The sequence below is a fragment of the Streptomyces roseolilacinus genome, from assembly GCF_014649335.1.
GTDB lineage: Bacteria > Actinomycetota > Actinomycetes > Streptomycetales > Streptomycetaceae > Streptomyces > Streptomyces roseolilacinus.
In genome coordinates this window covers 464352-488865 of the sequence record NZ_BMSV01000005.1, presented here as the reverse complement: position 1 = coordinate 488865, position 24514 = coordinate 464352, and the positions used below count along the sequence as shown (strand labels likewise).

22 protein-coding genes, 1 tRNA gene and 1 pseudogene are annotated in these 24514 nt (G+C 73.4%); 13 read left to right on the top strand and 11 right to left on the bottom strand.

Annotation, left to right across the window (positions count from 1 at the left end):
- Window positions 1-33: 33 nt before the first annotated feature.
- Complete coding sequence (locus IE106_RS15005; protein ID WP_189534012.1) at window positions 34-1020, bottom strand: AraC-like ligand-binding domain-containing protein; 987 nt, start codon at window positions 1018-1020, stop codon at window positions 34-36.
- A 1132-nt stretch (window positions 1021-2152) separates the two neighbouring features.
- Here IE106_RS15005 and IE106_RS15000 point away from each other — a divergent pair.
- The gene (locus tag IE106_RS15000) at window positions 2153-2569 is read left to right on the top strand and encodes a hypothetical protein (protein ID WP_189534010.1); all 417 of its coding nucleotides are present in this window, start codon (window positions 2153-2155) and stop codon (window positions 2567-2569) included.
- Between the two features lie 673 nt (window positions 2570-3242).
- Here the strand turns inward: IE106_RS15000 and IE106_RS14995 are convergent.
- Together IE106_RS14995 and IE106_RS14990 are read right to left on the bottom strand one after the other, a co-directional pair.
- Entirely contained in the window at window positions 3243-3878 is a 636-nt protein-coding gene (locus IE106_RS14995; protein WP_189534008.1) for a response regulator, read from the bottom strand.
- A complete protein-coding gene (locus IE106_RS14990) occupies window positions 3875-5095 on the bottom strand; it encodes a sensor histidine kinase (RefSeq protein WP_189534007.1) in 1221 nt (406 codons plus the stop codon). The genes IE106_RS14995 and IE106_RS14990 overlap by 4 nt, the downstream gene beginning before the upstream one ends.
- Window positions 5096-5267: 172 nt before the next feature.
- Between IE106_RS14990 and IE106_RS14985 the strand changes: the two genes are divergently transcribed.
- From IE106_RS14985 to IE106_RS14950, 8 genes are all read left to right on the top strand, one after another.
- The gene (locus tag IE106_RS14985) at window positions 5268-6353 is read left to right on the top strand and encodes an ABC transporter permease (protein ID WP_189534005.1); all 1086 of its coding nucleotides are present in this window, start codon (window positions 5268-5270) and stop codon (window positions 6351-6353) included.
- Window positions 6350-7033 (top strand): ABC transporter ATP-binding protein, encoded by a 684-nt coding sequence (locus IE106_RS14980; protein WP_189534003.1) that lies wholly within the window; start codon window positions 6350-6352, stop codon window positions 7031-7033. The genes IE106_RS14985 and IE106_RS14980 overlap by 4 nt, the downstream gene beginning before the upstream one ends.
- 313 nt (window positions 7034-7346) lie before the next feature.
- The gene (locus IE106_RS14975) at window positions 7347-8054 is read left to right on the top strand and encodes a hypothetical protein (protein WP_189534000.1); all 708 of its coding nucleotides are present in this window, start codon (window positions 7347-7349) and stop codon (window positions 8052-8054) included.
- A 374-nt stretch (window positions 8055-8428) separates the two neighbouring features.
- Entirely contained in the window at window positions 8429-8947 is a 519-nt protein-coding gene (locus IE106_RS14970) for a GNAT family N-acetyltransferase (protein ID WP_189533999.1), read from the top strand.
- Between the two features lie 170 nt (window positions 8948-9117).
- Complete coding sequence (locus IE106_RS14965) at window positions 9118-9483, top strand: hypothetical protein (protein ID WP_189533997.1); 366 nt, start codon at window positions 9118-9120, stop codon at window positions 9481-9483.
- A gap of 152 nt (window positions 9484-9635) precedes the next feature.
- Window positions 9636-9806: a 50S ribosomal protein L32 gene (gene rpmF / locus IE106_RS14960; RefSeq protein ID WP_189533995.1), complete on the top strand. Its 171-nt coding sequence runs from the start codon at window positions 9636-9638 to the stop codon at window positions 9804-9806.
- 5 nt (window positions 9807-9811) lie between these two features.
- Complete coding sequence (locus IE106_RS14955; protein WP_189533993.1) at window positions 9812-10993, top strand: GTP-binding protein; 1182 nt, start codon at window positions 9812-9814, stop codon at window positions 10991-10993.
- A 225-nt stretch (window positions 10994-11218) separates the two neighbouring features.
- Window positions 11219-11863 (top strand): dihydrofolate reductase family protein, encoded by a 645-nt coding sequence (locus IE106_RS14950; protein WP_189533992.1) that lies wholly within the window; start codon window positions 11219-11221, stop codon window positions 11861-11863.
- A 135-nt stretch (window positions 11864-11998) separates the two neighbouring features.
- Here the strand turns inward: IE106_RS14950 and trxB are convergent, their stop codons facing one another.
- The 6 genes from trxB to IE106_RS14920 all read right to left on the bottom strand — a co-directional run bounded on the left by trxB (window position 11999) and on the right by IE106_RS14920 (window position 17348).
- Window positions 11999-12976, bottom strand: coding sequence for a thioredoxin-disulfide reductase (gene trxB, locus IE106_RS14945; RefSeq protein ID WP_189533990.1), 978 nt, complete (start codon window positions 12974-12976; stop codon window positions 11999-12001).
- On the bottom strand, window positions 12973-14259 hold the full coding sequence (locus IE106_RS14940; RefSeq protein WP_189533988.1) for a S8 family peptidase: 1287 nt from the start codon (window positions 14257-14259) through the stop codon (window positions 12973-12975). The genes trxB and IE106_RS14940 overlap by 4 nt, the downstream gene beginning before the upstream one ends.
- Before the next feature lie 71 nt (window positions 14260-14330).
- Window positions 14331-14777: a thioredoxin family protein gene (locus IE106_RS14935; protein WP_189533986.1), complete on the bottom strand. Its 447-nt coding sequence runs from the start codon at window positions 14775-14777 to the stop codon at window positions 14331-14333.
- 83 nt (window positions 14778-14860) lie between these two features.
- Window positions 14861-15214 (bottom strand): rhodanese-like domain-containing protein, encoded by a 354-nt coding sequence (locus IE106_RS14930; protein ID WP_189533984.1) that lies wholly within the window; start codon window positions 15212-15214, stop codon window positions 14861-14863.
- A gap of 18 nt (window positions 15215-15232) precedes the next feature.
- Entirely contained in the window at window positions 15233-16621 is a 1389-nt protein-coding gene (locus IE106_RS14925; protein ID WP_229840438.1) for a purine-cytosine permease family protein, read from the bottom strand.
- A complete protein-coding gene (locus tag IE106_RS14920) occupies window positions 16608-17348 on the bottom strand; it encodes a tRNA-dependent cyclodipeptide synthase (protein ID WP_189533982.1) in 741 nt (246 codons plus the stop codon). The genes IE106_RS14925 and IE106_RS14920 overlap by 14 nt, the downstream gene beginning before the upstream one ends.
- A 262-nt stretch (window positions 17349-17610) precedes the next feature.
- Here IE106_RS14920 and IE106_RS14915 point away from each other — a divergent pair, with 262 nt between their 5' ends.
- Window positions 17611-18531 carry a LysR family transcriptional regulator gene (locus IE106_RS14915; protein WP_189533980.1) on the top strand — a complete coding sequence of 307 codons (921 nt, stop codon included), beginning with the start codon at window positions 17611-17613 and terminating at the stop codon, window positions 18529-18531.
- Window positions 18528-19478 (top strand): LysR family transcriptional regulator, encoded by a 951-nt coding sequence (locus IE106_RS14910; protein WP_189533978.1) that lies wholly within the window; start codon window positions 18528-18530, stop codon window positions 19476-19478. Before IE106_RS14915 ends, IE106_RS14910 begins: the two co-directional genes overlap by 4 nt.
- A gap of 71 nt (window positions 19479-19549) precedes the next feature.
- Here the strand turns inward: IE106_RS14910 and IE106_RS14905 are convergent.
- Window positions 19550-19620 (bottom strand) — tRNA-Cys (locus tag IE106_RS14905).
- 268 nt (window positions 19621-19888) lie between these two features.
- Here IE106_RS14905 and IE106_RS14900 point away from each other — a divergent pair.
- The gene (locus IE106_RS14900; protein ID WP_268255300.1) at window positions 19889-21451 is read left to right on the top strand and encodes an MFS transporter; all 1563 of its coding nucleotides are present in this window, start codon (window positions 19889-19891) and stop codon (window positions 21449-21451) included.
- Window positions 21452-21525: 74 nt separating this feature from the next.
- On the opposite strand, the gene IE106_RS14895 is transcribed toward IE106_RS14900, so the two are convergent.
- A complete protein-coding gene (locus IE106_RS14895; RefSeq protein WP_229840436.1) occupies window positions 21526-22533 on the bottom strand; it encodes a hypothetical protein in 1008 nt (335 codons plus the stop codon).
- 552 nt (window positions 22534-23085) lie between these two features.
- Between IE106_RS14895 and IE106_RS30355 the strand changes: the two are divergent.
- Window positions 23086-24465: pseudogene (locus IE106_RS30355) on the top strand (CLIPPER-2 domain-containing protein); the annotation flags it as partial.
- Window positions 24466-24514: the final 49 nt, after the last annotated feature.

Sequence of the window (24514 nt, the reverse complement as noted above, 5' to 3'; positions counted from 1 at the left end):
TTCCCTGGTACGGCAGCGCACGGGCCTTGGAGATCAGCGCACGGCGCGGCTCCCGAGGACTCGGCGGCGGTGCTCGGAGGGGGTGAGTCCGAACGTGGCGCGGAACGCCTTGCTCGCGTAGGTCGGATCCGTCAGGCCCCAGCGGGCAGCGACCCGGTAGACGGGACGGGCGGCCAGAGCGGGGTCGGAGAGGTCGTGACGGATCATGCGGAGCCTGAGGGTGCGGATCCGGTCGGCGACCGTGTGGTCCTCGTCCTCGAAGAGCTTGTGCAGGTAGCGGAGGGATATGTGGTGGGCCGCCGCTATGCGCGCCGGTGTCAGCTCCGGATCGCCGAGATGGTTTCCGATGAACCGTTTGACGCACTCCCGCAGCACCGACTGTCGTGCCGGCTCCGGCAGCCGCCGCGTCTCGACTCCTCGGGTCCGGGCCAGCGCGCCGGTGACGAGCGAAAGCGTCGCGTCGCCGAGGAAGGGGGATCCGGATCCGGCGAACTCCTCCGTACGGGAGGCCAGTTCTCGCACGTGCGAACCGAGGAGGGCGCCGACCCCTGTGCGACCGCAGATGCGGGTGGGACGGGCGGGGCCCAGGGCGGCGGGAGGCAGGGGGAGCTCGGCCCGGGGTACCTGGATCATCAGGGAGGCACCCGCCTGCTCGCTCGGTGTGTGTCTGCCCCGCAGGGGGCCGGAGGAGTCGTACACGACGAAGTCCCCTTCCGCGGCCGTCAGTTCCTCCCGGCCCTGGCTGATGCTCAGGCCGCCCCCGGCCGTGAGCCACAGGTGGAGGACCTCCGGATCGCTCTGCCGCACCATGGTCGCGCTCCGGTGCGCGGACAGTGCGGGGTAGCTCTGGACGAAGACCTGGAGGCGCCCCAGATCGAGGATCCTGCAGTGGGCCGTGAGGCCGTCCCCGGCCACGGGCGTGAGCCGAGCGGCCATCGCCGATCGCGCCCCGACGTCTTCCCAGTAGGCGATCTGGTCGTCACCCGTCAGGTGACCACTCGAGAACTCGGAAATGATCATCTGTCCTTCTCCGGTGTGCGATCCATGGGGCGCGGCCCGGTCGACGGGCGTCGGAGTCCGTGGCCCCGGAGGCGGCGGCGCGCGGTGTCCACGGCCCGCGGGAGGCCCACCCGCCCGACGCGTCGACGGCCCGCATCCACCGGGGACGGGAGCCGCGGCCGGGATTCACGGATGCCCCACCCGGGCCGGGCGGTCGATCGGCCGACGCGCCCGTACGGCTGCGGTGCCGACGGCCGCGGTCGCGACGGCACGACGGGTACGCGGGAACCCGCCTCCCGGCAGGAGGGTGAAGTCCCCTCCCTCGCCCCGCGTACGAGCACGCGACGGCACTCTCCCCGCTCCGACGGCCGGTCGCGACGCTCACCACCCGGCTCGCGCACGAGGTGCCCCCGGCTCCGCCCGGCGACGCCGCACCAGACCCGGGCCGGGCCGGCCGGCACCGCCGGTTCGGGGCTCGCCGACGTACGTCACCCGGAGCCGGACACCACCCGGTCCCGGCCCGGACCCCTGCCGCATCGAGCGTGCCGACATCGGTCGAGCCGGAGCAACGGTTTGCGGCTGTCCCGGACAGTGGCCGCTTGTCCGGCCTGGTCAGCGCCTTGTCCGGGACGCCGTCCGGGCCCGCCGGGGCGCGACGCGCCGGCCCTCGCGCCCCGGCGGGCCGGTCCGCCCAGTGACCGCCCGCTGCCCGGTGGCAGCGAACCCGCCCACGCCATCGCGGTCCCGGCCCTTCCGGTTCGGCCCCGTGGGCCCGGCCGGCACACGCGAGACGCGGCCTCGGACGATCGGGGCGCCGGAACCCGCCGATCCCCCTGGGCCCGTCCCCTTCCCGCTCGGTCCGATCCGGCCGGGACCGGCGCGTCCGGCCCGCCCGGGCGGCGGACCGGAAAACGCTCTTCGACCGGTGCGCCTCGCGGCAGGGCACCGGCCGCCGGAGACGGGAAGCGAGCCTCCGGATCCGACCGGACCGGAGCCCGCAAAACCGAAATAATTAGTCATCACATATCACTACCGAAGGAGCCCTTGACGCCCCACTTAGGGACTCCTAACTTCGAAATAGGGGGAATCGGCCAGCTATTCGAAAAGGGGGAATTCCGTGCCGGAATGGCCTGCCACCATCACCCGAAGAGAAGTGATCTCACTGGAGAAGGAGGATCGCCCGGACGGCTACAGCTGGACCGCCCACGTCCGTTTCACCTACAGCAACGACGTCGTCGGGAACTGGCGCATGGCGGGAGATCTGGTCCACCGCGGCCAGAGAACCGAGTACGAAATGCACTTCACCGTCGACAACGTCCCGCCGACGACGACACCGGACCGGCTGGTCACAGGGGTCAGGGTGAGCATCGACTACGGCGACGGGGAGGACGCGGCGAACCTCCGGCCGGCCCACTCGCGAACGGTGCTCCTCGACCAGGTGACGACGTTCGCCGACGGACACGCGGACAGCGTCGTGCGACAGCCGCTCCTGCTGCAGAAGCCGGTCCGCGACCTCTCCCTCGACGAGACGATGGCGCAGGTCAGCCGAATCGTCGAAAAAGCCGGGTAGGGGCCGGCCGGGAAAAAGCCACCCCTGGAACGGAACGAAAGGAGGTGACACGTGCCGAACACCCCGATCTTCTGCGCCGTACTGTGCCAGCCGCTGATCGCGACCCCCGTTCTCTACGGGGCCTGCCTGTTCGCGTGCCTCGCGGCGGATCCGTGATGTTCCACGCCGCTGCCGCCCCCCGTCGCCACGCCGAAGTGCGCCCGGTCCCCACCCCGGTGACGGCGTCGGGCGGGCGGGCCGACGGGCGGCGGAACGAAGGGGAATCCCCTTCGGCAGGTCACAGGAATGCCACACGAAATCATTGACCGGTGAGCCTTTTCCCACCTCGATCGGTGACGGTGAAGTGGGGGGCGGAAACCGCAAGGTCGGACCGGTCCGGTCCTGACAGGTGGACGACCGCGCGAAGCTCCCGGTGGGCGGGCCGATCCCGATCGGCAACCGGTCCACCGGGAGCCTTTCCCTTTTCTTCCGAGAGGGCCGCCCACCGACCCGCTTCCCACCGGCCGGGCAGGAAGAGGCACACCGAGGCGGCGTCCGCGCGCCGGTTCCCGCGGGCGGATTCCCCCTCCCGCCACCGTGACCGCACCGCGGCCCGCAAGGGCGAGCCGTCCGGTGGTTCCTCCCGGCGGCCCGGCCTCGGGTGGGCCACCGGAGGGCCGCGCGTGGGGCCGGCTCAGCGGCGGATGAGGCCCAGCTCGGTCGCGGTCGCCACGGCGGCGGTACGGGAGTCGACCCCGAGTTTGGCGTAGATCCGCGCCAGGTGGGACTTGACGGTGCCCTCGGTGAGGTGGAGCCTCCTGCCGATCGCCTGGTTGGACAGGCCCTCGGCCACCAGCGCGAGGACCTCGGTCTCGCGCCGGGTCAGAGCCGTGGCGGGGGTGCGGAGCCGGTTCACGAGGCGGTCCGCGACGGCGGGGGCCAGGGTGGTGCGTCCGGCCGCGGCGGTGCGCACGGCGGCGACCAGGTCCTCGGGCGGGGCGTCCTTGAGGAGGTAGCCGGTGGCGCCGGCCTCGATGGCGGGCAGGGTGTCGGCGTCGGAGTCGTAGGTGGTGACGACCAGGACGCGGGGGGCGCCCGGCCGGGCGGTGATCCGGGCGGTGGCCTCGGCGCCGCCCATCCCCTTGCCGAACTGCAGGTCCATCAGGACGACGTCGATGTCACCCCCGGTGGCACGGGCGACGGCGTCCTCGGCGGTGGCCGCCTCGGCCACCACGGCGAGGCCGGGCTCGGTCTCCAGCACGGCGCGGAGCCCGGCCCGTACCACCGGGTGGTCGTCGGCCAGGAGCAGTCGGATGGAGCGGTCGGTCACCGGTGGGCCTCGGATTCGCGGTCGGCGGGCGGGGTGAGGGGGAGCTGGGCGGCCAGGGCGGCGCCGTGGCCGGGGGTGGACTCGACGGTGAGGGTGCCGCCGAGGGCGTGCACACGGGCCCGCATGGCGGCCAGGCCGAAGCCGCCGCTCTCGGGGTCGGGTGCGGGCAGCCGGTCGGGGGCGAAGCCGGTGCCGTCGTCGACGACGTCGACGGCGACGTGGTCGACGAGGTAGCTGAGGGTGACGTCGGCGGTGGTGGCGCGGGCGTGGCGGACGGTGTTCGCGAGGGCGGACTGGGCGATGCGCAGCAGGGCGACCTCGTACGCGGTGGGCAGCGGGGCCGGGTCGCCGGTGAGGTGGAAGCGTGCGGTGAGCCGGTGGCGGGCGGAGGTGGTGGCGCACAGCCGTTCCAGCGCGTCGGCCAGGGTGGTGCCCTCCAGGGTGGGCGGGATGAGGGCGGCGACGAACCGGCGGGCCTCGGCGAGGTTGTCCACGGCGGCCTGCCGTGCCTGGTCGACGTAGCGGGCGGCGTTCTCCGGCGCGTGCGGCAGGGTCCGTTCGGCCGCGCGCAGCAGCAGCTGGATGCTGGAGAGCCCCTGGGCGAGGGTGTCGTGGATCTCGCGGGCCAGGCGCTCGCGCTCCGCCAGTACGCCCGCGGTGTGCTGGGCGGCGGCGAGGTCGGCGCGGGTGGCGGTGAGTTCCTCGATCAGTCTCCGGCGCTGTTCGCTCTCCCGGTACAGGGCCTGGTAGCCCCACACCACCGCGACCGCCACCGCGGCGCCGAGGGCCGGGCCGATCGCCATGGCCGTGTTGAAGGAGCCCTGGTGGGCGGCGAAGGCGGTGATCGCCGCCAGTGCGGTCGCGGCGACGGCGGGCAGGGCGGCGCGGCGCGGCAGCAGGTGGAGTTGGAGGAAGTACAGCGGGAAGGCCACCCACACCCCGTCGGCGGACAGGGCCAGCAGCGCCAGCCACACCCCGCCCACGCAGGCCAGCCACCACGCGGCGGCCCACCGGGAGAGGCGCACGCGGGACAGCAGCGGTCCGGCCGCGTACGCCAGGGCGCACACCGCGGCCACGGCGACGATCGTCCCGGCGTGCGGCCGGTCGGCGGCCACGGCCCGGGCGGCGGCCAGGGCGAGCAGACCGATGACCAGCAGGTGCAGGCACCAGGCCAGCGCCCGGGTGGTCGAGGTCAGGGTGAGGGCAGTGGTCTTCACAGTCCTTCCAGCCTAAGGAGAAGGACCCCGCCGGGGCCTCCATCGAAAGTTACAACTCGCGTGCCGCCTTTCGATCCGCGAAGTGCCCTCCCCCGCCGGATGCCCCCGCGGGGGGCCGGCGGCGAGGGTGGGGGCCTACCGCTTCGACCGATGTGAGAGGGCAGGCCAAGCCGTGTTCGTCGCCTGGAGAGACCTGAAGTTCGCCAAGGGGCGTTTCGCCCTGATGGGAACCGTCATCGTCCTGATCACCCTGCTGGTCGGTCTGCTGTCCGGGCTGACCGCCGGCCTGGGCCGGCAGAACGTCTCCGCCATCACCGGGCTGCCCGCCGACAGGATCGCCTTCGACGCCCCCGGCGGCGGGCAGGACCTGTCGTACGCCGACTCCACCGTCACCGCCGGGCAGTGGCTGCAGTGGGCCAGGACCCCCGGGGTCACCAGCGCCGAACCGCTGGGCATCACCACCACCAGGGCCACCGCCGGCGACAGGAGCACCGGGGTCTCCGTCTTCGGTGTGCGGCCCGGCTCTCCCCTGGCCCCCGGCAGCGGCGAGATCGACGACGGCTCCGTCGTGCTGTCCACCCCGGCCGCCGACGACCTGGGGCTGAAGCCCGGCGCCACCTTCGCCCTCGCCGGGCAGCGGCTGACGGTCGCCGCCGTACGGGGCGATGCCTCCTTCAGTCACACGCCCGTGATCTGGACCAGCCTCACGACCTGGCGGAAGACCGCACCGCCCGCCGCCGCGGACGGTCCGACCGCGACCGTGGTCGCCTTGAGCACCGACTCCGCCACCGACACGAGGGCCGCCGACGAGGCGGCGGGCACCAGGACGGTCTCCCGGGAGGACTCGCTGTCCGCGATCGGCTCCTACACCTCCGAGAACGGGTCCCTGCAGCTGATGCGCGGCTTCCTGTTCGCCATCTCCGCCCTGGTCATCGGTGCCTTCTTCACCGTCTGGACCATCCAGCGCAGCGCGGACGTCGCCGTCCTCAAGGCACTCGGCGCCTCCACGGCCGGTCTCCTCAAGGACGCCCTCGGCCAGGCCCTGGTCCTGCTGGCCGGCGGCACCCTGGTCGGCACCGGCATCGCCGCCGCCCTCGGCGCCCTCGTCGCCGGCAGCGCGGTGCCGTTCCTCCTGACTCCCGCCACCGTCCTGTTCCCCGCCGCCGTGATGGTCCTCCTCGGCGCGCTCGGGGCCGCCCTGTCCATCCGCCGCATCACCTCCGTCGACCCGCTGACCGCCTTGGGGAGTGCCCGATGAGCCTGCACCTGACCGACGTCACCCTCACCTACCCGGACGGCGAGAGCCGCCTGACCGCCCTCGACCGGGTCACGCTGGACGTGCCCAAGGGCAGCCTGACCGCCGTCGTCGGCCCCTCCGGCTCCGGCAAGTCCAGCCTGCTCGCGGTCGCCGCCACCCTGATCACCCCCGACCACGGCACCGTCACGATCGACGGCACCACCACCACCGGCATGACCCGCGGCGAGCTCACCGACCTGCGCCGCCACAAGATCGGCATCGTCTTCCAGCAGCCCAACCTGCTGCCCTCCCTCACCGCCGCCGAACAACTCCAGGTCATGGCCCGGATCGACGGCCGCTCACCGGCCAAGGCCCGCACCCGCGCCCTCGAACTCCTCGACGCGGTCGGCCTGGCGGACCAGGCCGGCCGGCGCCCCCACCAGCTGTCCGGCGGCCAGCGCCAACGCGTCAACATCGCCCGTGCCCTGATGAACGACCCGACCGTCCTCCTGGTCGACGAACCCACCAGCGCCCTCGACCACGAACGCGGCGCCGCCGTCATCGACCTCATCACCCGTCTCACCCACCGGCAGGCCGCCGCCACCGTCCTGGTCACCCACGACCGCACCCACCTCACCGCCGTCGACCGGATCGCCGTGGTCCGCGACGGACGCCTCCGGCTGCCCACCCCCGCCGGCTGAACGGCACGGGCCGCCGGCCGCGCGCGACGGCCGTCGCGCGCGGCTCGTCCCGTGGACGGATGGTCCCGGGGGCGTGCCCCGGGGACCGGCCGATCCTGATCGGTGACGCGGGGAACGGGTACTTCGCGGAGCCCGTCGTCCGCGGACCCGACGGTCCGGGGAGTCCGTCGGTCGTGTCGTCCCGTGCTTCGTTTCCTGCGCACTGGGCAGAACGAGACCATTGTTGCGTGAGGAGACCCGTGCTGCGCCGCAGTCCTACGGCCATCCACGCGACCGACACCACACAGGAACGGAAGGCGACACTGTGAGCTCCATGAACGGCAAGCCGGGCAGTATCGAGGCGACCATCGACCTCCTGCGGGCCGAACTCCCCCGGCTGGAGGAACGGCAGCAGGAACTCGAGAAGGAACTCGCCGCCGTCACCGACCGGTTGGAGTCCGTCCGCAGCGCGCTCACCGCCTTGCAGACACTGTCCGCCGCCGGCCCGGCGCAGCAGCCGGCCGCCGTGCCCGGCGCCGAGTCCGGTCCCTCGGTGAGCGCGGAAGCGGAACTCGCCACCGGCCCCAAGGCCGTCATGGACCCGGAGAAGCTTCCCCCCGCCGAGACGGAGCCCTCCCCCGAACCGCAGGCCGAAGCCCCTGCCGCCCCCGCACGCCGCGCCCCGCGCAAGACCGCCGCGCGCACGGAGGGGAAGCAGCCCGCGAAGAAGACCTCGCAGCAGAAGCAGCCGCGTCGTTCCGCCAAGGCCGCTCCCGCCAAGCGCGCGAAGGGCCCGTCGGCGAAGAAGACCACCGCGGCGCCCTCCGGTGAGGAGGGCACCGGACTCACCGAGCAGGTGCTGGGCGTGCTGGCGGAGTCGGGCGGCGACCCCGTCCGCGCCCGCGACGTCAACCAGGCCCTGAAGCGTGACGACTCGCCCGGCAGCATCAACGCCGTGCGCAGCACGCTCGACCGCCTCGTGGCCACCTCCCGGGCCCACCGCGCCGGTCGCGGCCTCTACCAGGCCGCTCCCGCCAGCTGACCGCAGGGGAAGCGGTCCGCTTCCCCTCCTCCCGGCAAGCGCTCCGGGAGCCTCCGGGCAGCGCGCCTGGCCGCTGGCGGGACCCCCGCACCCCGGTCGTACCGGGTGCGGGGGTTTCGTGTGTCACGGGGCGGGGTGGGGACGGCACGGGCAGGTGCCGGCGTGTGTGGGCGCGGGACGGGGTGAGGCGGTGCGGTGACCGCGTCACGCCGCGGCCTCCCGCCCACCGGTCCGCGTCCCCCGTTCCTCGACCCGGCGGACCCGGCGGACCTGCCGGAGGTGCCAGGAGGGACGGCGTCTCCACGGCAGGCCCGTGGTCCCTCCCCCTCCCCCGCTGTTGATCGCGGCGGAGGTCCCGTCCTACGTTCTGTGTCGTGACGGAGTCCGCGGTGCCCCGTGTCCCGGTCCCGGAGGTCCCCACCCGGGTCCCGGGCCTGGTCCTGCGTGAGCTGACGCTCGAAGACGCGGATGCGTACTACGCGCTGCTGGACGGAAACCGCGAGCACCTCGGCCGGTTGGGCGACTACCGGGCGGAGAGCGAGGCCACCCCGGGCTGGGCCCGCCGGCACCTGGGCGAGGACCCCGCTCCCGGCCGGCGCTACGGGATCCGGTGGAACGGCGAACTGATCGGCCGGGTCGATCTGGTCGCCGTCGCCCCACCGCGCTACGGCACGAGCTACTGGCTCGGCGAGGCCCACGTCGGCTCGGGTCACGCCACAGCCGCGTGTGCGGCCGCGTACGCGTACGCGGCACGCGAGCTCGGGGCCACCGACATCTTCGCCGGCGTCACGCACGGCAACGACAGGAGTGCCGCCCTCCTCCGGCGGCTGGGCTTCGTGCCGGTGGCCGTCTTCGAGGACTACACGCGCTTCCGCCTCCGTCCCGTGCCGTAGGCGCCGGGCTCTCCCGGGTACCGGGCCGGGCCCCGAAGGGCCCCGCAGGAGAGGCCCTCCCCTCTCACGCCGTCACCCGAACGGACGCATCGAATGGCAGCGCCATGACCGCCGCCCTACCGTGAATCGAATCGTTCATCTGCTCGAACGATCCCTTCATGGAGGTCACCATGAGCATGAACTCCCGGCCCCGCCGACTGACCGTCGTCGCCGCGGCGATGGCGGCGGCAGCGAGCGTCATGACGGCACCGCTCACCACGGAAGCCGCCACACCGCAGCAGGCCCGATGGTGCAAACAGGGATACGTGTGGCGTGAGGCCACCCCCAACGACTACGTGTGCGTGCGCCCCAGTCAGCGCACCCAGGCCAGGAACGACAACGCCCACGCCAGCGAGCGCTGGCTGCCCGGATCGTACGTCTGCCGACAGGGGTACGTCTGGCGCGAGGCCCGGCCCAACGACTACGTGTGCGTCACCCCCTCCGTCCGCGCCCAGGTCAGGTACGACAACGCCCACGCGGCGGAGCGCTGGGCCTGACGGCGCACCACCCCTCGGAACCGGGCAGGCGCCCGCTCACACCGAGCGGGCGCCTGCAGCCGCGCCCTCCGCGCCCGACGACCCCACCGAGTTGGTAATGGAATCCATTTTCATATAACTTTGGGTCCGCTCATCCAGAGAGGACCTGAACCATGGCCGTACCCAAGCGGAGGACGTCCCGCTCCCACACCCGCCACCGCCGCGCCCAGTGGAAGGCCACCGCGACGCAGCTGGTGCCCCTCACCGTGGACGGCTCCGCGTACCTGGTGCCGCAGCGCCTGGTCAAGGCGTACGAGCGCGGCCTGCTGCGTCCCGAGGGCTGACGGGCATGACCGGCCGCCTCCCCGTGACCGTCCTGTCCGGCTTCCTCGGAGCGGGCAAGACGACCCTGCTCAACCACGTCCTGAGCAACCGCGAAGGCCTGCGCGTCGCGGTCATCGTCAACGACATGAGCGAGGTCAACATCGACGCCGCGCTCGTGCGCGACGGCGGGGCCGCCCTCTCGCGCACCGAGGAGCGGCTGGTCGAGATGACCAACGGGTGCATCTGCTGCACCCTGCGCGACGACCTCCTGGAGGAGGTGGACCGGCTGGCCCGAGAGGGCCGCTTCGACTACCTCCTCATCGAGTCCAGCGGCATCAGCGAGCCGATGCCCGTCGCCGCGACCTTCGCGTTCCCGCGCGACGACGGGGCGACCCTCGGCGACCTGGCACGGCTCGACACCATGGTCACGGTCGTCGACGCCGCGAACTTCCTGCCCGAGCTCGGAGGCGGGGACGGGCTCGCCGAGCGCGGGCTCGACCAGTACGAGGAGGACGAACGCACCGTCAGCGACCTGCTGATGGACCAGGTCGAGTTCGCCGACGTCATCGTCCTCAACAAGCTCGACCTCGTCGACGACGAGAGCGCCGACCGGCTCAGGGCCGTCCTGACCCGCCTCAACCCGGTGGCCCGCCTCGTGTCCGCCACCCGCGGGCGCGTGGACCTCGGTGCCGTCCTCGGCACCGGCCTCTTCGACGTGGAGCGGGCCCAGCAGGCACCCGGCTGGGTCATGGAGCTCAACGGCGACCACGTCCCGGAGACGGAGGAGTACGGCATCTCCTCGACCGTCTTCCGCTCCGACCGATTGTTCCACCCGGAGCGGTTGTGGGCCTTCGTGACCGAGGGCCTCGACAGCGGGGAGTTCGGACAGGTCCTGCGCTCCAAGGGGTTCTTCCGGCTGGCCGGCCGCCCGAACGTGATCGGCCTGTGGTCGCAGGCCGGCTCCGTGGCCCGCTTCGAGCCCTCGGGCGCCCACGACGAGACCGCCGCCCAGGGCCAGGAACTCGTCTTCATCGGCACCGCGCTGCGGGCGGAGGCCCTCCGGGCCGCGCTAGGGGACTGCCTGATGTCCGAGGGTGAAAGCCACCCCGACGCCGACCCGTTCCCCGCCTGGGACACCTACGGGATCGACGACACCTGCGAGCACGAGCCCCAGGTCACCCACCCCGGACTCGTACCGCAGACGTGAGGCTCCGGGTCGGGCGGTGGTCGCAGCCACGGCACCGCCCGACCCGGTACACCACCCGACCGGGCACACCGGCGGACGCATCCGACGAGGACCGCCGGGACCGGGCGGGACGCCCCCCGCCCCCGGGCCGGCAGGGCCCGGTCTCCGGCCGGACGCGGACGCGGCGATGAGTTCGCCCGGTCCCAGGAGTCCTACCGGTGTTGTCGGAAACCACGGGAGGAACACATGACCCAGCTGTTGAGGGTCCAGAACTTCAACGTCTCGAGTGACGGCGTCGGCGCCGGTGAGGACCAGAGCTTCGAGAGGCCGTTCGGCCACGTCGACCCGGAGAGGCTGTTCGCCTGGGCCGGTGCCACGGCGAGCTGGCCCATGCGCACCGATCCCGGGGGCAGCCGGGGCCTCGACGACTACTTCACGCGGGACTACGCGCGCGACATCGGCGCCGAGATCATGGGCCGCAACAAGTTCGGGCCGCAGCGCGGACCCTGGCACGACCACGAGTGGCGCGGCTGGTGGGGGGACGAACCCCCGTTCCACACCCCGGTGTTCGTCATGACGCACCACGGGCGTCCTTCGTTCACGCTCTCCGACACCACCTTCCACTTCGTCGAAGGCGACCCGGCCGCGGTCCTCGACCGGGCGCGGGAGGCGGCCCGGGGCAAGGACGTCCGGCTCGGCGGCGGGGTCACCACCATCCGGCAGTTCCTCGACGCCGACCTCGTCGACACCCTGCACGTGGCGGTCTCACCGGTGCGCCTCGGGTCCGGGCTGCGGCTCTGGGAGACACCCGACGAACTGCTCGACCGGTTCCACCTGGAGGTCGTGCCCAGCCCGAGCGGGGTGACCCACCACCTGTTCTGGCGGAGGTGACCGGCCCCCGGGGCGGCCCCGGTCGGCTGTTCCGCCTTCCGGGGCCGCCCCGGTACGGGCCGCCGCGCCGCGTCCCGGGTGGGGATGGACCGGTGGGGGGCCGGTACCGGGAAACGGGACGGGCCCGGCGGGGTCCTACCGGAGCGCCGGGAGCTGCCGGGACAGTTGCCTGTCGCCGCGCTCGGCCAGGTACCGCTCGGCGTCCAGGGCGGCCGCGCACCCGGTGCCGGCCGCCGTCACGGCCTGGCGGTAGACCCGGTCGACGACGTCGCCCGCCGCGAACACGCCCGGCACGCTGGTACGGGTCGACGGGGCGTCCACCCGCACGTACCCGGCCTCGTCCAGGGCGAGCCGTGCCGCGAACAGCCCGCTGCGCGGATCGTGGCCGATGGCGACGAACAGCCCCGTCACCGCCCGTTCCTCGGTCGCCCCGGTGGCCGTGTCCCGGAGCGTGAGGCCGGTCAGGCCCGTACCGGTGTCGCCGTGCAGGGCCGCCACCTCGCGGTCGAGGGCGAAGGAGACCTTCGGGTCGGCGAGGGCCCGCCGCTGCATCGCCTTGGAGGCCCGCAGGGCGCCCCGCCGGTGGACCACCGTGACCGAACGGGCGTACCGGCTCAGGAAGGTGGCCTCCTCCAGGGCCGTGTCGCCGCCGCCGACCACGGCGATGTCGTGGTCGCGGAAGAAGAACCCGTCGCAGGTGGCGCACCAGGACACGCCCCGCCCGGACAGCTCGTCCTCCTTCTCCAGGCCGAGCTTGCGGTGGCTCGTCCCGGTGGCGACGATGACGGCCCGGGCCCGGTGCTCCCGCCCCGCGTCGTCGGTGATCCTCTTGACGTCCCCGGCCAGTTCGACGGCGACCGCCTCCGTGTCGACCAGTTCGGCGCCGAACCGCTCCGCCTGCGCGGCCATGGCGTCCATCAGGTCGGGCCCCTGTACGCCGTCGGGGAACCCCGGGTAGTTCTCCACCGCGGTGGTGGTGGCCAGGGCGCCGCCGACGAAGGTGCTGCCGCGCAGGACCACCGGGCGGAGGTCGGCCCGGGCGGTGTAGAGGGCGGCGGTGTAGCCGGCGGGACCCGATCCGATGACGACGACGTCCCGGACGTCGCCGCTCACCGCCGGTCGCCTTCCGCCGTGGCGTCGGACGGGCCGGTGTACAGCAGCAGGTTGCGGGACTCCGGGCCCGCGTCCCGCACACGGCCCTCGGTGGCGGCGTCCGCGAGCGCCCGGTCCAGTTCGACCGGTGTCGTGTCGGGGTGGCGGGCCAGGTACACGGCCGCCGCCCCGGTGACCTCGGCGGTGGCCGCGGAGGTGCCGGTCAGCCTGACGTAGGAGCCGTCGCTCCGCGCGCCGGCGGTGGTGATGTCGGTGCCGGGGGCGAACAGGTGCACGCAGTAGCCGTAGTTGGACCAGGTCGGGCGCCTGTCGTCGCGGTCGGTGGCGGCGACGGTGATGGCGGTGGTCTGCCGGGCGGGGGTCGTCTCGCAGGACTCGACGCCGTTGCCCGAGCCGTCGCCGTTGCCCGCCGCCGCGGTGTACGCGATGCCCTTGCCGGTCATCTGGTAGAGCTGGAGGTCGAGAACCGAACCCGGTTCGCCGGAGAAGCCCAGGTTGACCACGGAGGGGCCGTCGGCGTGGGCGGTGATCCAGTCGATCGCGGACATGATGTGCTCCAGCGTGCCGGTGCCGTCGCAGCCGAAGGCGCGCACCGACTGCACGGTGGCGCCCTTGGCGACGCCGGTCCACAGCCCGGCGGCGGTGGCGGCGGAGGCGGTGCCGTGGCCGTTGCAGTCGCTGTCGCCGCCGGGGCCCTGGCGGATGGCGTCGTAGGCGCCGCGGGCCCGGCCGCCCAGGAACTCCCGGTGCCCGACGCGCACTCCGGTGTCGACGATGTAGGTGTCCACTCCCGCGCCGGTGCCGTGGGGGAAGCGGTGGACGCCGTCCAGCGGCAGGTCGCGCTGGTCGATGCGGTCCAGGCCCCACGAGGGCGGTGATATCTGGATGCCGCCGGACGCCACCCGCGTGACGCCCGGCCCCCGGACGGCCTGCTGCTTCCCGGCGACCCGGTAGACGCGGTCACCGGTGATCGAGTCGACGCGGGGGTCCTTGTAGTAGGAGGTCTTCTGCTCCTCGGTGAGCGAGACGGAGAACGCCTGGGAGGCGGCGTGGTACACCCTCCGCAGTTCGCCGCCGTGGACGGCGATCATCTCCTGCGCCCGCCGGGTGATCGCCTCCTTGGTGGCCTCGGTGCCGTTGACCTCGACGATGTGGACGGTGGCGGCGGAGGAGGCGGACTGCGGGCGGTCCACCGGGGCCGCCGACGAGGCCGGGCCGGCGGACAGGGCCGCGCCGGCCGCGACGGCCGTCGCCGTCAGGACCCGCACCAGGGAGTTGTTCATGGGGGTGAGCCTTTCGAAGAGGGGTGCGCGCAGGCGTGTCGCCGCCGCGGACGCGGCGGCGACACGGGTTCTCACAGGTTGTTCAGCCAGGTGCGCAGCGAGGTCGGACCGTCGTAGCCGACGAGGCGGCTACCGGCCTCCGTGCCGTTCTGGATGTTGAGCAGCGCCGGGATGCCCCGCACCCCGTACTTCCTGGACAGGGTGGGGTTGTCGTCGACGTCGACCTTCGCCCACACCCAGGCGCCCTTGTCCTCGGTGTTGTACTTCTGGAGGTACGGCTTCTGCTTCTGGCACCAGTAACACCAGTCGGCGGTGAAGTCGAGCACCACCGGCTTGGTGTGGGACCACTGCATGACCTGCTCGTAGTTGGCCGGGGTCACCTCGACGACGGAGGGGATCTCGGCGGCGGCGGGCGCCTCGGCCACGGGCGCCGCCGGGGCGGCGACGGCCGGGGCGGCGGTGCCGCCGAAGAGCATCGCTGCTACCGCGGTGGCGACAGCGAGTCGGCGATACGTCATCTGCTTTCCTTTCGGTGGGTGGGGGTGCGGGATGGGATGGCCGCACGCGGGTGCGGAGGGGGGAGGGGGTCCCGGGGGCTCGTTCAGCCCGCGGCGGTCTGCGTCGGCAGACCGTGGGCGACCCAGTCCTCGATCCCCTCGCGGTACTTGCGTACGTCCGTGTAACCGAGCGACACCAGCCGCGCGCCGACGAGTTCACTGTTGCGGCACGGGACGTTCGCGCAGTACACGACTATGGGGGCGGTGCGGTCGGGCAGTACGGTGGGCGCGAGTTCGTCGGTGAAGCGCGCCGCCTCCTCGTACGGGAAACCCGGGATGTTCACCGCGCCGGGCAGGTGCTCGCGTTCGTAGTAGGCCACCGGCATCGTGTCGACCACGACGACTTCTCCGGCGTCCATCCGGGCTTTCAGTTCGTCCCTCTTCACCAGGGGCAGCACGTCGGCCTCCGATCCTCGTCATGCCGTTCGGTCGGGCAGGGGGTTCTGGCGGGCGGGGCCGCAGCGCCGGGCCTCCAGCGCCCGGCCGGCCACCGCGTACAGGGCGAAGGCGGCCACGACGGCGTTGATGGCGGGGATGCCGACGCCCAGGTACTCGCCGGTCAGGGTTCCGGCGGCCCAGCAGACCAGGGACAGGGGCAGCCAGTCGGCGATCCCCTCGGGCGGGTGGCCGGTGCGGCGGGCCCGGTCCAGGGCGGGGCGGTAGCGCCGCACCACGTAGTACTCGGCGATGATGATCCCGGCCACGGGCGGGGCGAGCACCCCGATGGCCTCCAGGAAGCCGGTGAAGCCGTCCACGATGCCCACGGCGGACAGGGCGGTGCCCGCCACGCCGATGACCAGGGTCACGGCCCGCCGGCCGACGCGGCGGCCCAGGAGCACGTCGACGCTGTTCACCGCGGCCAGCGCGGACGAGTAGAGGTTCCAGTCGTTGATCTTCAGGATCGCCGTCGTCAGGATCAGCGTGCCCAGCAGGCCGGACGAGGTGGTGATGATGCCGACGACGTCGGCGGTGCGGGCGGCGTGCCCGAGCAGCACGGCGGTGAGCCCGATCACGTACTCACCCAGCGTCACCCCCAGCAGCGTCTGCTTGACGACGTCGGAGGGACGGCGGTTGAAGCGCGTCATGTCCGGGGTCATCAGGGCGCCGAGGATGAACGCGCCCGCCACCAGCGTCGTGCCCTCGGCCAGTGACATCACCGGCCCCGGCGGGGCCCCGGTCAGCAGGTCGTGCAGCGAGTGGCCGGCCAGCGTGTCCACCACCGACCAGCCGGCGAGGAGGAGGAACGCCGGCACGGTCAGGTAGGCCGTCCACGCCATGATGGTGAAGCCGCACACCGAGATGGCCGTCACCAGGGCGCCGCCCACCAGGGCCCAGACCCACTCCGGGGCCCATCCGGCGAGGTCGTGCATGCCCTGCGCGAACACGCCGTTCTGGACGCCGAACCAGCCGGCGAGGCTGAGCGCCACCAGCATGCCGACGGCGGCGGAGCCCTTGCGGCCGAAGCCCGACCAGCGGGCCAGGACCGAGGTGGACACGCCCTCCCGCACTCCGGCGACGCCGAGCAGGATCGTGATGATCTCCAGCATCACCGAGCCGACGGTGATGGCGATCACCGCGTCGGTGAACGTCATCCCGTAGCCCAGGACGGCGCCCACCATGAACTGCTGGAAGGAGGAGACCTGCCCGAAGCGCTGCACCGCCACGGAGAACCAGGAGCGGCGCGCCTCCTCGGGTACCGGGGTGAGCGAGTAGTCGTCCGCCGCCTCGTCGTGGAGGGGCCGCCCGGTCGTCCCGGTCGCCTCGGGGGGCAGGGGGTTTCCCCGTCCGCTCTCAGCCGATGCCACGGGCCACCTCCCCCGCGAGGGCGGCCCCGGCCGGCTGCTGCTCCTCGGGAGCGTCCGGCGTCCGGTCGCGGACGACCAGGAAGCCCTGCCCGTCCACCGGTCGCCAGCCCAGCTCGTGGCGGAAGAAGCGCTCCAGGAAGGCGACCCGGTGGTGGTAGACGAAGAACGACGGGCGGTGGCCGGCGATGCCCCCGGCGTCGGCGAAGAGCGGCAGTTCCGCGAGGAAGTAACGGACGGCGCCGCGCAGTTGCTCCTCGGTCGGGGCGGTGCCCGGCGGGAGCTTCTGGTCCAGCACCCAGTGGGAGGCGTCCAGGCACGCGGCGCGGAAGTCCTCGTCCCGGCGGAAGCGCAGGTGCGCCTCGTCCAGCAGCCTCGTGTAGCGGGGCGTGTCGTGTAGCCGGTCCATGCCGAGGACCAGGCTCTCGGGCTCCCGCACACCCAGTTCCCGCAACGCGGTGCAGATCTTGTTGTGGACGTACCGCCCCTGCCTCTGGGCCTTGTGGCGTGCGCGGCTCGGCGCGTACCCCAGCGCCTCCAAGGTGTACGCGGCCGCGGTGTCGGGCACGAAGAAGTGGACGTGCGGGAAACGCCGCAGGGCCCACTCGGCCAGCCGCAGCAGTCGCGGCCCGTTGAAGTAGCTGTTGAAAGGGCTCACTCCGACGCATACGTGAACGGCTGTGGGCAATAAGCCGCGACATCGCTCCGTGAGTGGTTCAATCTCAAACATATGCACCTTCAGGCAGTGGTACGGACGGTCCCCCCTGACGCATCCAGGCCATCGGCCCGAGAAGCGATGAGTGGAATGGTGACGGTCCGCCGGGGGGTTGAGTACTGCCGTCCGGTTATGCCACCGCCGCAAATCCGATTCGAATAGCGCAGAGTGTTCGCGGCTCAACGATCGGTGATTTATCCGAGCGAGAAATCCCGCGAACGGGACGCGTTGCGCCATAGACCTGGCAAAGGCTCCGACGAGCGGCTTAACTGATGACATGGACCTGCAATTTCGCCACTTACGGCAGCTGTGTGTCGTCTCCGAGACGGGTAGCCTGAACAAGGCCGCGACGGTCCTGGGCCTCCCCCAGCCCGCTTTGAGCCGCCAGATACGGAGGCTGGAGGAGCTGTTCGGCGGGACGCTCTTCGAGCGCGACCAGCACGGCACCCGTCCGACCCCCCTGGGCAGCACCGTCCTGGAGCACGCCGAGTCGATCCTCCGCTCCTTCGACGACTTCGGGGAGCGCGTGCGCGACTACCGCATGGTGCGCCGGCGGACCCTGCGCATCGGCGGGGCGGCGTGCGGCGTGTTCTACGAACCCCTCCTCAGCTCCCTGCGGCGGCTGCCGTCCGAGGAGCACGTGCAGATCGTGACGCCCCACTCCACCCGGGAGCTGATGGACCTGCTGCGGGAGGGGGAGATCGACATCGCCCTGCGGGACCACCAGTCGGTGGAGGGTCCGCCCGCGTCCGGCGAGGGCCCGATCGCACACGTCTCCTGGGCGGAGAGCCCGGTGCTGCTCGCGGTGGCCGCCGACCGGCCGCCGGCCGTCGCGGAACGGCTCACCATGGCGGACCTGGCGTGCGAGGACTGGATCTCGTGCACCGGTCCGGACGCCTGCGACGAGGGGCTCCGCCGGCTCTGCGCCGCCTACGGGTTCGCTCCGCGCATCACGCACGACATCGTCGTCTCCGGCCCCCGCTGCCAGGTGATCCGCCACCAGGGCTGCGTGGCCCTGACCCAGGCGTACCGGCCCCTGCAACCGGGCGTGGTGCGCCGCCCCGTGGTCGACCTGGACATGCGCGTGCACCACCTCGTGGCCTACCGCAAGGAGAGCTGGATCGCCGCACGGGTGCCCCAGCTGATCTCCCTGCTCTCCGCCGCGCACCGCGAACTGGCGCGCGGCGAGGCGCCATGAACGTGGAGGTCCAGGACCTTCGGGTGCTGCGGGCCGTCGCCGACGCCGGGAGCCTGGCCGGTGCCGCGCGGGCACTGGGCGTCAGCCAGGCCGGCGTCACCCGCCGCGTCCAGCACCTCGAACGGGCGACCGGGCTCGTCGTGCTGCGCCGCGACCACCGGGGGGCCCGCCTCACCGCGGCGGGCCGGCTGCTGCTGCTGTGCGCCGACGACCTGCTGCCGAGGATCGACCGCCTCCTGGCCGCCGGCCGGCACGGCGACCCCGCCGACCCGTCGGCGCGGCGCCTGCGCATCGGCACGGTCCCCACGCCCGTCCTCCCCCTGGTGGCCGCCCACGCCCGGGCGCTGCTGCCCCGGGCGGACGTGGAACTGTGCCCCCTCCTGGACGCGCACCGCGAGCCGGCCGCCGACCTGCGGGACGCCGACCCGGGCACCGCCCTGCCGGGCCTCTTCCGCGTCCACCGCCTCGACCTGGCCGTGGTGCGGCACTCCGCGCCGGACGGGCCGCTCCCGGATCTGTTCGCGTCCGCCGTGCTCGCCGAGGAGGACATGCTGATCGGCACCGCGGCCGGCCACCGGCTGGCCGGGCAGCCCGCGCTGACGCTCCATGACCTCGACGGCGAGGTGTGCGTACTCCCCGCAGGGCGCCGGCACGCCGACCTGCGCCGCCACTTCACGGCGGCCGTACGGGACGCCGGCGTGCACGTCGAGGTGCGCCGGGCGTCCGACGAGACCGAGGCGGCGGCGCTGGCCTGCGCGGTGCGGGGGGTCCTGCCCGCCTACCCGCTCCCCGCGCCGGCGGCCGGGGTGGCCTACACCCCGCTGACCGACGCCGGCACCCGCCACCGCCTGTTGCTGGTCTGGCCGCCGTACAGCCGGGCCGCCGACTGGGCGCCCGCGCTGGCGGACCGGGTCCGTGAGGCGTACCGGGGCGGAAGGGCGGACTGAGCGCCGGGCGGCTGCGCGAGAGCCGCCCGGCAACACCGACGCCCGCCGCACACGGGCGGCGGGCGGGGCAGAGGTGGAGACAGGATTCGAACCTGTGTGAACGGCTTTGCAGGCCGTCGCCTCGCCTCTCGGCCACTCCACCGGAGAAGAACCTCCAGAAACCGCCGGAGAGGATGCGCTCCCCATTGTCGGAGCGCCGTCCTTTTCCGCCGGCATCGAAACCGTAGCAGCTTCCCCGCGCCGCGGGAACACCTTTCGCAACCCTGCCCGGGAGGCGCGCAATCGCGCCCGACCGGAATTCGTCATGCCTTTCCGACAAGGGACCATGCCTTCTCGGTATACCCGTCGACACATACGGGGAGGGGAGGTTGACTGCCCGGAAAAGGAGATGGGATGAAATCGAGGGAAGCGTGAGCGACGACGGGTCCGAAAAGGTACGGAAATGGTGGGCTTTCGCGGGTCTGGGGACACTGAGTTTCCTTGGATGCATCGACCTGACCATCGTGAGTACGGCGGCGCCGGTCATCCAGGACGACCTCGGCGCGACCGTCACCGAACTCCAGCTGATCGTGAACGTCTTCGTCGTCGCCCTGTCCACCGGCATGGTGACGATGGGCCGGCTCGCCGACAGCCACGGCCGGCGGAAGGTGCTGTACACGGGGGCCGCCGTCTTCTGCGCGGCCTCCCTGGGGGCCGGTTTCGCCACCGTCCCGGAGTGGCTGATCGCCTTCCGCTTCCTGCAGGGGGCGGCCTGCGCGGTCCTCTACACCGCGACCGGGGCCCTGGTCACGGCGATCTTCCCGCCGCACGAGCGGGGGAAGGCCATCGGATGCCTGTACGGGGTCAACGGGCTCGGCCTCGCGTCGGGTCCGGTCCTGGGCGGCTTCCTCGTCGGCTCGGCGAGCTGGTCTTGGGTCTTCTGGATGAACGTCCCGCTCGTCGCGGTCGCGCTGGCCGTGTGCCTCCCCACCGTGCCGGAGTCGTACGGCGAGAAGATGACCGGCGGGATGGACTGGCCCGGTCTGGCGCTGCTGTCCCTCTCCGTTCCCGCCCTCGTCCTGGCGCTGACCCTGGGTCACGTCTGGGGGTGGTCCTCGCCGGGCACCGTCGCCCTCCTCCTGTGCGGCGGCGCGGCACTCGTCGCCTTCCGGGCGGTGGAACTGCGGGCACAGAACCCGCTGATCCGGTTCCAGCTGTTCGCCGGACGGGACTTCCTGGGGGCCGTGACGGCGGATTTCGCGCTGGCCTTCTTCTACTGCGTCGTCCTCTTCCTGATGCCGCTGTACCTGCACGCGGTGCGGGGCCTCGACGGGCACACGACCGGCCTGCTGCTGCTCCCCTGCACGGCGGCCGTGGCGGTGCTGTCCCCCTTCGTCGGCCGGCTCGTCGACCGCCACGGGCCCCGCCGCATGCTGTGCCTCGGTTTCCTGGCCCTCGCCCTGTCGGCGCTGGCCCAGGCCCGCCTGACCCCGGCCACCGGCATGCCCTTCCTCGTGTCGGCGCTCGTGGCGATGGGGGTGGGCTGGGCCCTCGTGCTGGGACCCGCCACCGTCGCCGCCCTGTCCGCCGTGCCCGGCCACCTGGCCGGGACGGCCGTCGGCGCCTCGTGGACCTGCCACAACCTGGGGGGCGCGCTGGGCCTGGCCGTCGGCATGGAGGTCTACCGGCTCTCGGCGCGGGACGCCCTCGACGACCGTCTGGCCGGGCACGGTCTCGCCTCCGGCCCCTGGGCGGGGCGGGTGGTGGAGAACCCGCAGGACGGCCCGGCCCTGCTCCGGCACCACACGGGCCTCACCGCGGAACAGGCCGGTGACCTCTTCGGGGTCGTGTTCACCAGCGGCGCCCGGGCCGCCATGTGGCTGCTGCTCGGGGTCGCCCTGGCCGCCCTGGCCGTCATCGCCCTCGGGCTCCGCCCGGTCCCGGCCGACTCGGCGGTCCGCCGCGGCGAGCCGGCCGCCACGCGGTCGCCGTAGCGGCGGGCGGCGCCGGAGGGCCCCACCGCGCCGCGCCGGCGCACGCCACGGGCCCGGGGGGGGCGGCGGGCGGCTCAGGCCGGGGCGCGCAGGGCGCGGCGGCGGTCGTGGAGGGTCAGCAGGAGGGTCAGGCCCATCGCCACGCCGAGGACCGCGCCGCCCTCCCTGGTCAGGGCCGCCGCGAGGGGGAGTTCCGGGGAGGGCTGCTGCAGGTCGGTGAGGGTGAGGAGACCGTAGGCGCTGTACGAGAACAGCATCCCCGACGACACCCAGGCCGCGGCCATCGGCGGCAGGAACCCGCGGGAGCCGCGACGGGCCGTCAGGACCAGGATCCCCCAGGCCCCGGCGAACGCCCACACGGCCGTGCTCGCCGACAGCAGGTGCCACCACAGGTCGCGGCGGTCCAGGGCGTCCGCGTCCAGGGCGGTGACGCCGCCCGCGGCCCAGAACGCCTTCACGCAGCCGAGCAGGACGCAGCCGACCGCGACCATCCGGGCCAGCGTCACCTGCAACCGCCGGGTGCCGCCGACCGGTTCGGGATACGCGAGGGGGCCGCCCAGCGCCTCCGGCCACCGCGCCCTGGCGTACCCCGCCAGGGCGAGCGGCAGGCCCACTCCGACGCCGAGCAGCGAGACCATCACGAGGGTCTGCTCGTAGACCCAGAAGTCCGGGGCGCCCGCCTCCTGATCGCGGTTCACGGCGGCCGGGCCGAGCACCGGCGCCAGCGGCAGCATGGGGACGAGGAGGCCGGTGCCCACCCACACGGGCAGGGCCACCAGCCATGCGGGCAGCCGTTCGCCCCAGGGCCTGGAGAACGCCGCGGCCAGCGCGACGCCGACGGCGGCGAGGCACGCCGTCGCCGCGTTGACCGCCCGCCAGTCGGCACCGGCCATCTCCTCGGTGGGCACGAGGAGGCCGAAGGACCAGACGACCTTGATCAGGAGGTACGGCGTCACCGCCACCGCGGCGCCGAGGCCGCCGATCCTGCGCAGCCTCGTCCACCGGTCGGCCGGGGCCGGCGGGGCGTGGAGCGGTCCGGGGCGGACGGCCCCGGGTTCGTCGGCGTACGAGGGCCGCTGCATGTGCGTTCTCCGCTTCGGTGGGACGGGGGTGGTTCTCCGGCTCGGTACCGACCGTCGCAGGTGGCGGGGAGGCCGGGCATCGCCCTGTGGCCGGACCCTCCTCCGCCGCACGGCCGAGGGGCGGCGCTCCCCGGGGAGGAAGCCGGCACGATGGCGTCCGGACGCCACGGGGTCCCGCCGCCTCCCGGTGGGGCCGCGGGCCCGCCCGGCCCCCGTGCGGCGTCAACCCACCGCCACCCACCTTCACTCGTTCGGGTTGCCGTCACGCCCGGCCACGGCGAGCGTTCCGGCCAACCGGGGGGTGGCGGTTGGTTTCCCTGGGTCACGCGCGCTCCCGGTGCCCCGGTCGCCGCGGCTCATCAGGGCGACACGCCGTCCGCTTGTCAGTAAATATGCTGTTCAAACCTGCCGAACGACGTTGTCCAAGGCCGAAGGCCGGTCACTTTCCGTCACTCCTTGCGGGCGCTGTACTGCGCGTGCCGGAGCGTCCGCCCCGCGCCCGTCCGGTTCGGGGGCGGTAGGCGCGGGCGACGCCGAACGAAGGGGAAGACAGTGACCACACCCGTTCCACTGCGTGTCTCTCTGGTCAACGGCAGCTTCGAGCAGCCGTCCGTCACCGCCGTCGAGTTCCTGCCGGACGCCTCGCAGACGCAGGAGCCCCGCCGGGTCCCGGGCTGGCTCACCACCGCGACCGACCACCGGATCGAACTGTGGCGCTCCGGTTTCAACGGCGTACCGGCGGCCCACGGGGCCCAGTTCGCCGAGCTCAACGCCCACCAGGTCTCCACGCTCCACCAGGACCTGCCGACCACGCCCGGCACGAGGCTGTACTGGCGGCTGTACCACCGCGGGCGCCTCGGCCAGGACACGATGGCCCTGGACATCGGCGCGCCCGGAGCGGTCGTGGAGCAGCGGCGGTTCACCGACGGCAACACCGCCTGGGGCTACTACACCGGCACCTACACCGTGCCGGCCGGCCAGACCACGACCCGGTTCGCCTTCCGCTCCGTCTCCGCCGCCGGGGGCAACCAGGGGGTCGGGAACTTCCTGGACGGGGTGTTCTTCGGCACCGCGCCGCTGGTCGTGCTCACCAAGGACGCCATCCCCGAAGGGCCGTTGGAGGTGGGCGACACCCTCACCTACCGCATCACCGCCCGCAACGAGGGCGGGGGCGCGGCCGAGGCCCTCACCCTGACCGACGCCGTCCCGGCCGGCACGACCTACCTGCCCGGGTCGCTGCGGATCGTGGAGGGCCCCAACACCGGTCCGAAGACCGACCGGAGAGACGACGACCAGGCGTACTTCGACGAGCAGGGCAACCGGGTCGTGTTCCACCTCGGCGACGGCGCCACCGGCGGGCAGCCCGGCAGCCTCCCCAACACCGAGGTCCTGCCCGCGGGCACCACCGTGGAGTACCGCGTCACCATCGACGAGGCCAGCGGCGGCGGGCGGATCGCCAACACCGCCACCGCCACCTACGAGAACCGCCTCGGCCCCACCCCCGAGCCGCTGACCGCCACCTCCGACGAGGCGGTCACCGAGGTGCGGCCGGCCTCCGACCTGGCCGTGGTGAAGGCGGCGGACGCCACCACCGTCACCGTCGGCCAGGTCGTGACCTACCGCGTCTCCGTCCGCAACACCGGCCCCAACCAGGCCACCGGCGTCACCGTCACCGACCGGCTCCCGGACCGCCTCGCCTTCCTGTCCGCCACCGGCTCCCCCGGCTCCTACGACCCGGCCACCGGCCTGTGGACCGTCGGTGACCTCGCGAACGGCGCCACCGCCACCCTCACCCTCCGCGCGAAGGCCACCGCGGCGGGACCGCTCACCAACACCGCCACCGCCACCGCCCACGAGAAGGACCCCGACCCCTCCGACAACACCGACGCCGTCACCGTCTGCGTCGAGCGCGCCCCCTCCTGCGACCCCTGCCCCCCGCCCCGGCCCTCCCCCTGCGTCCCGTGCGACGGCGTGGACCTCG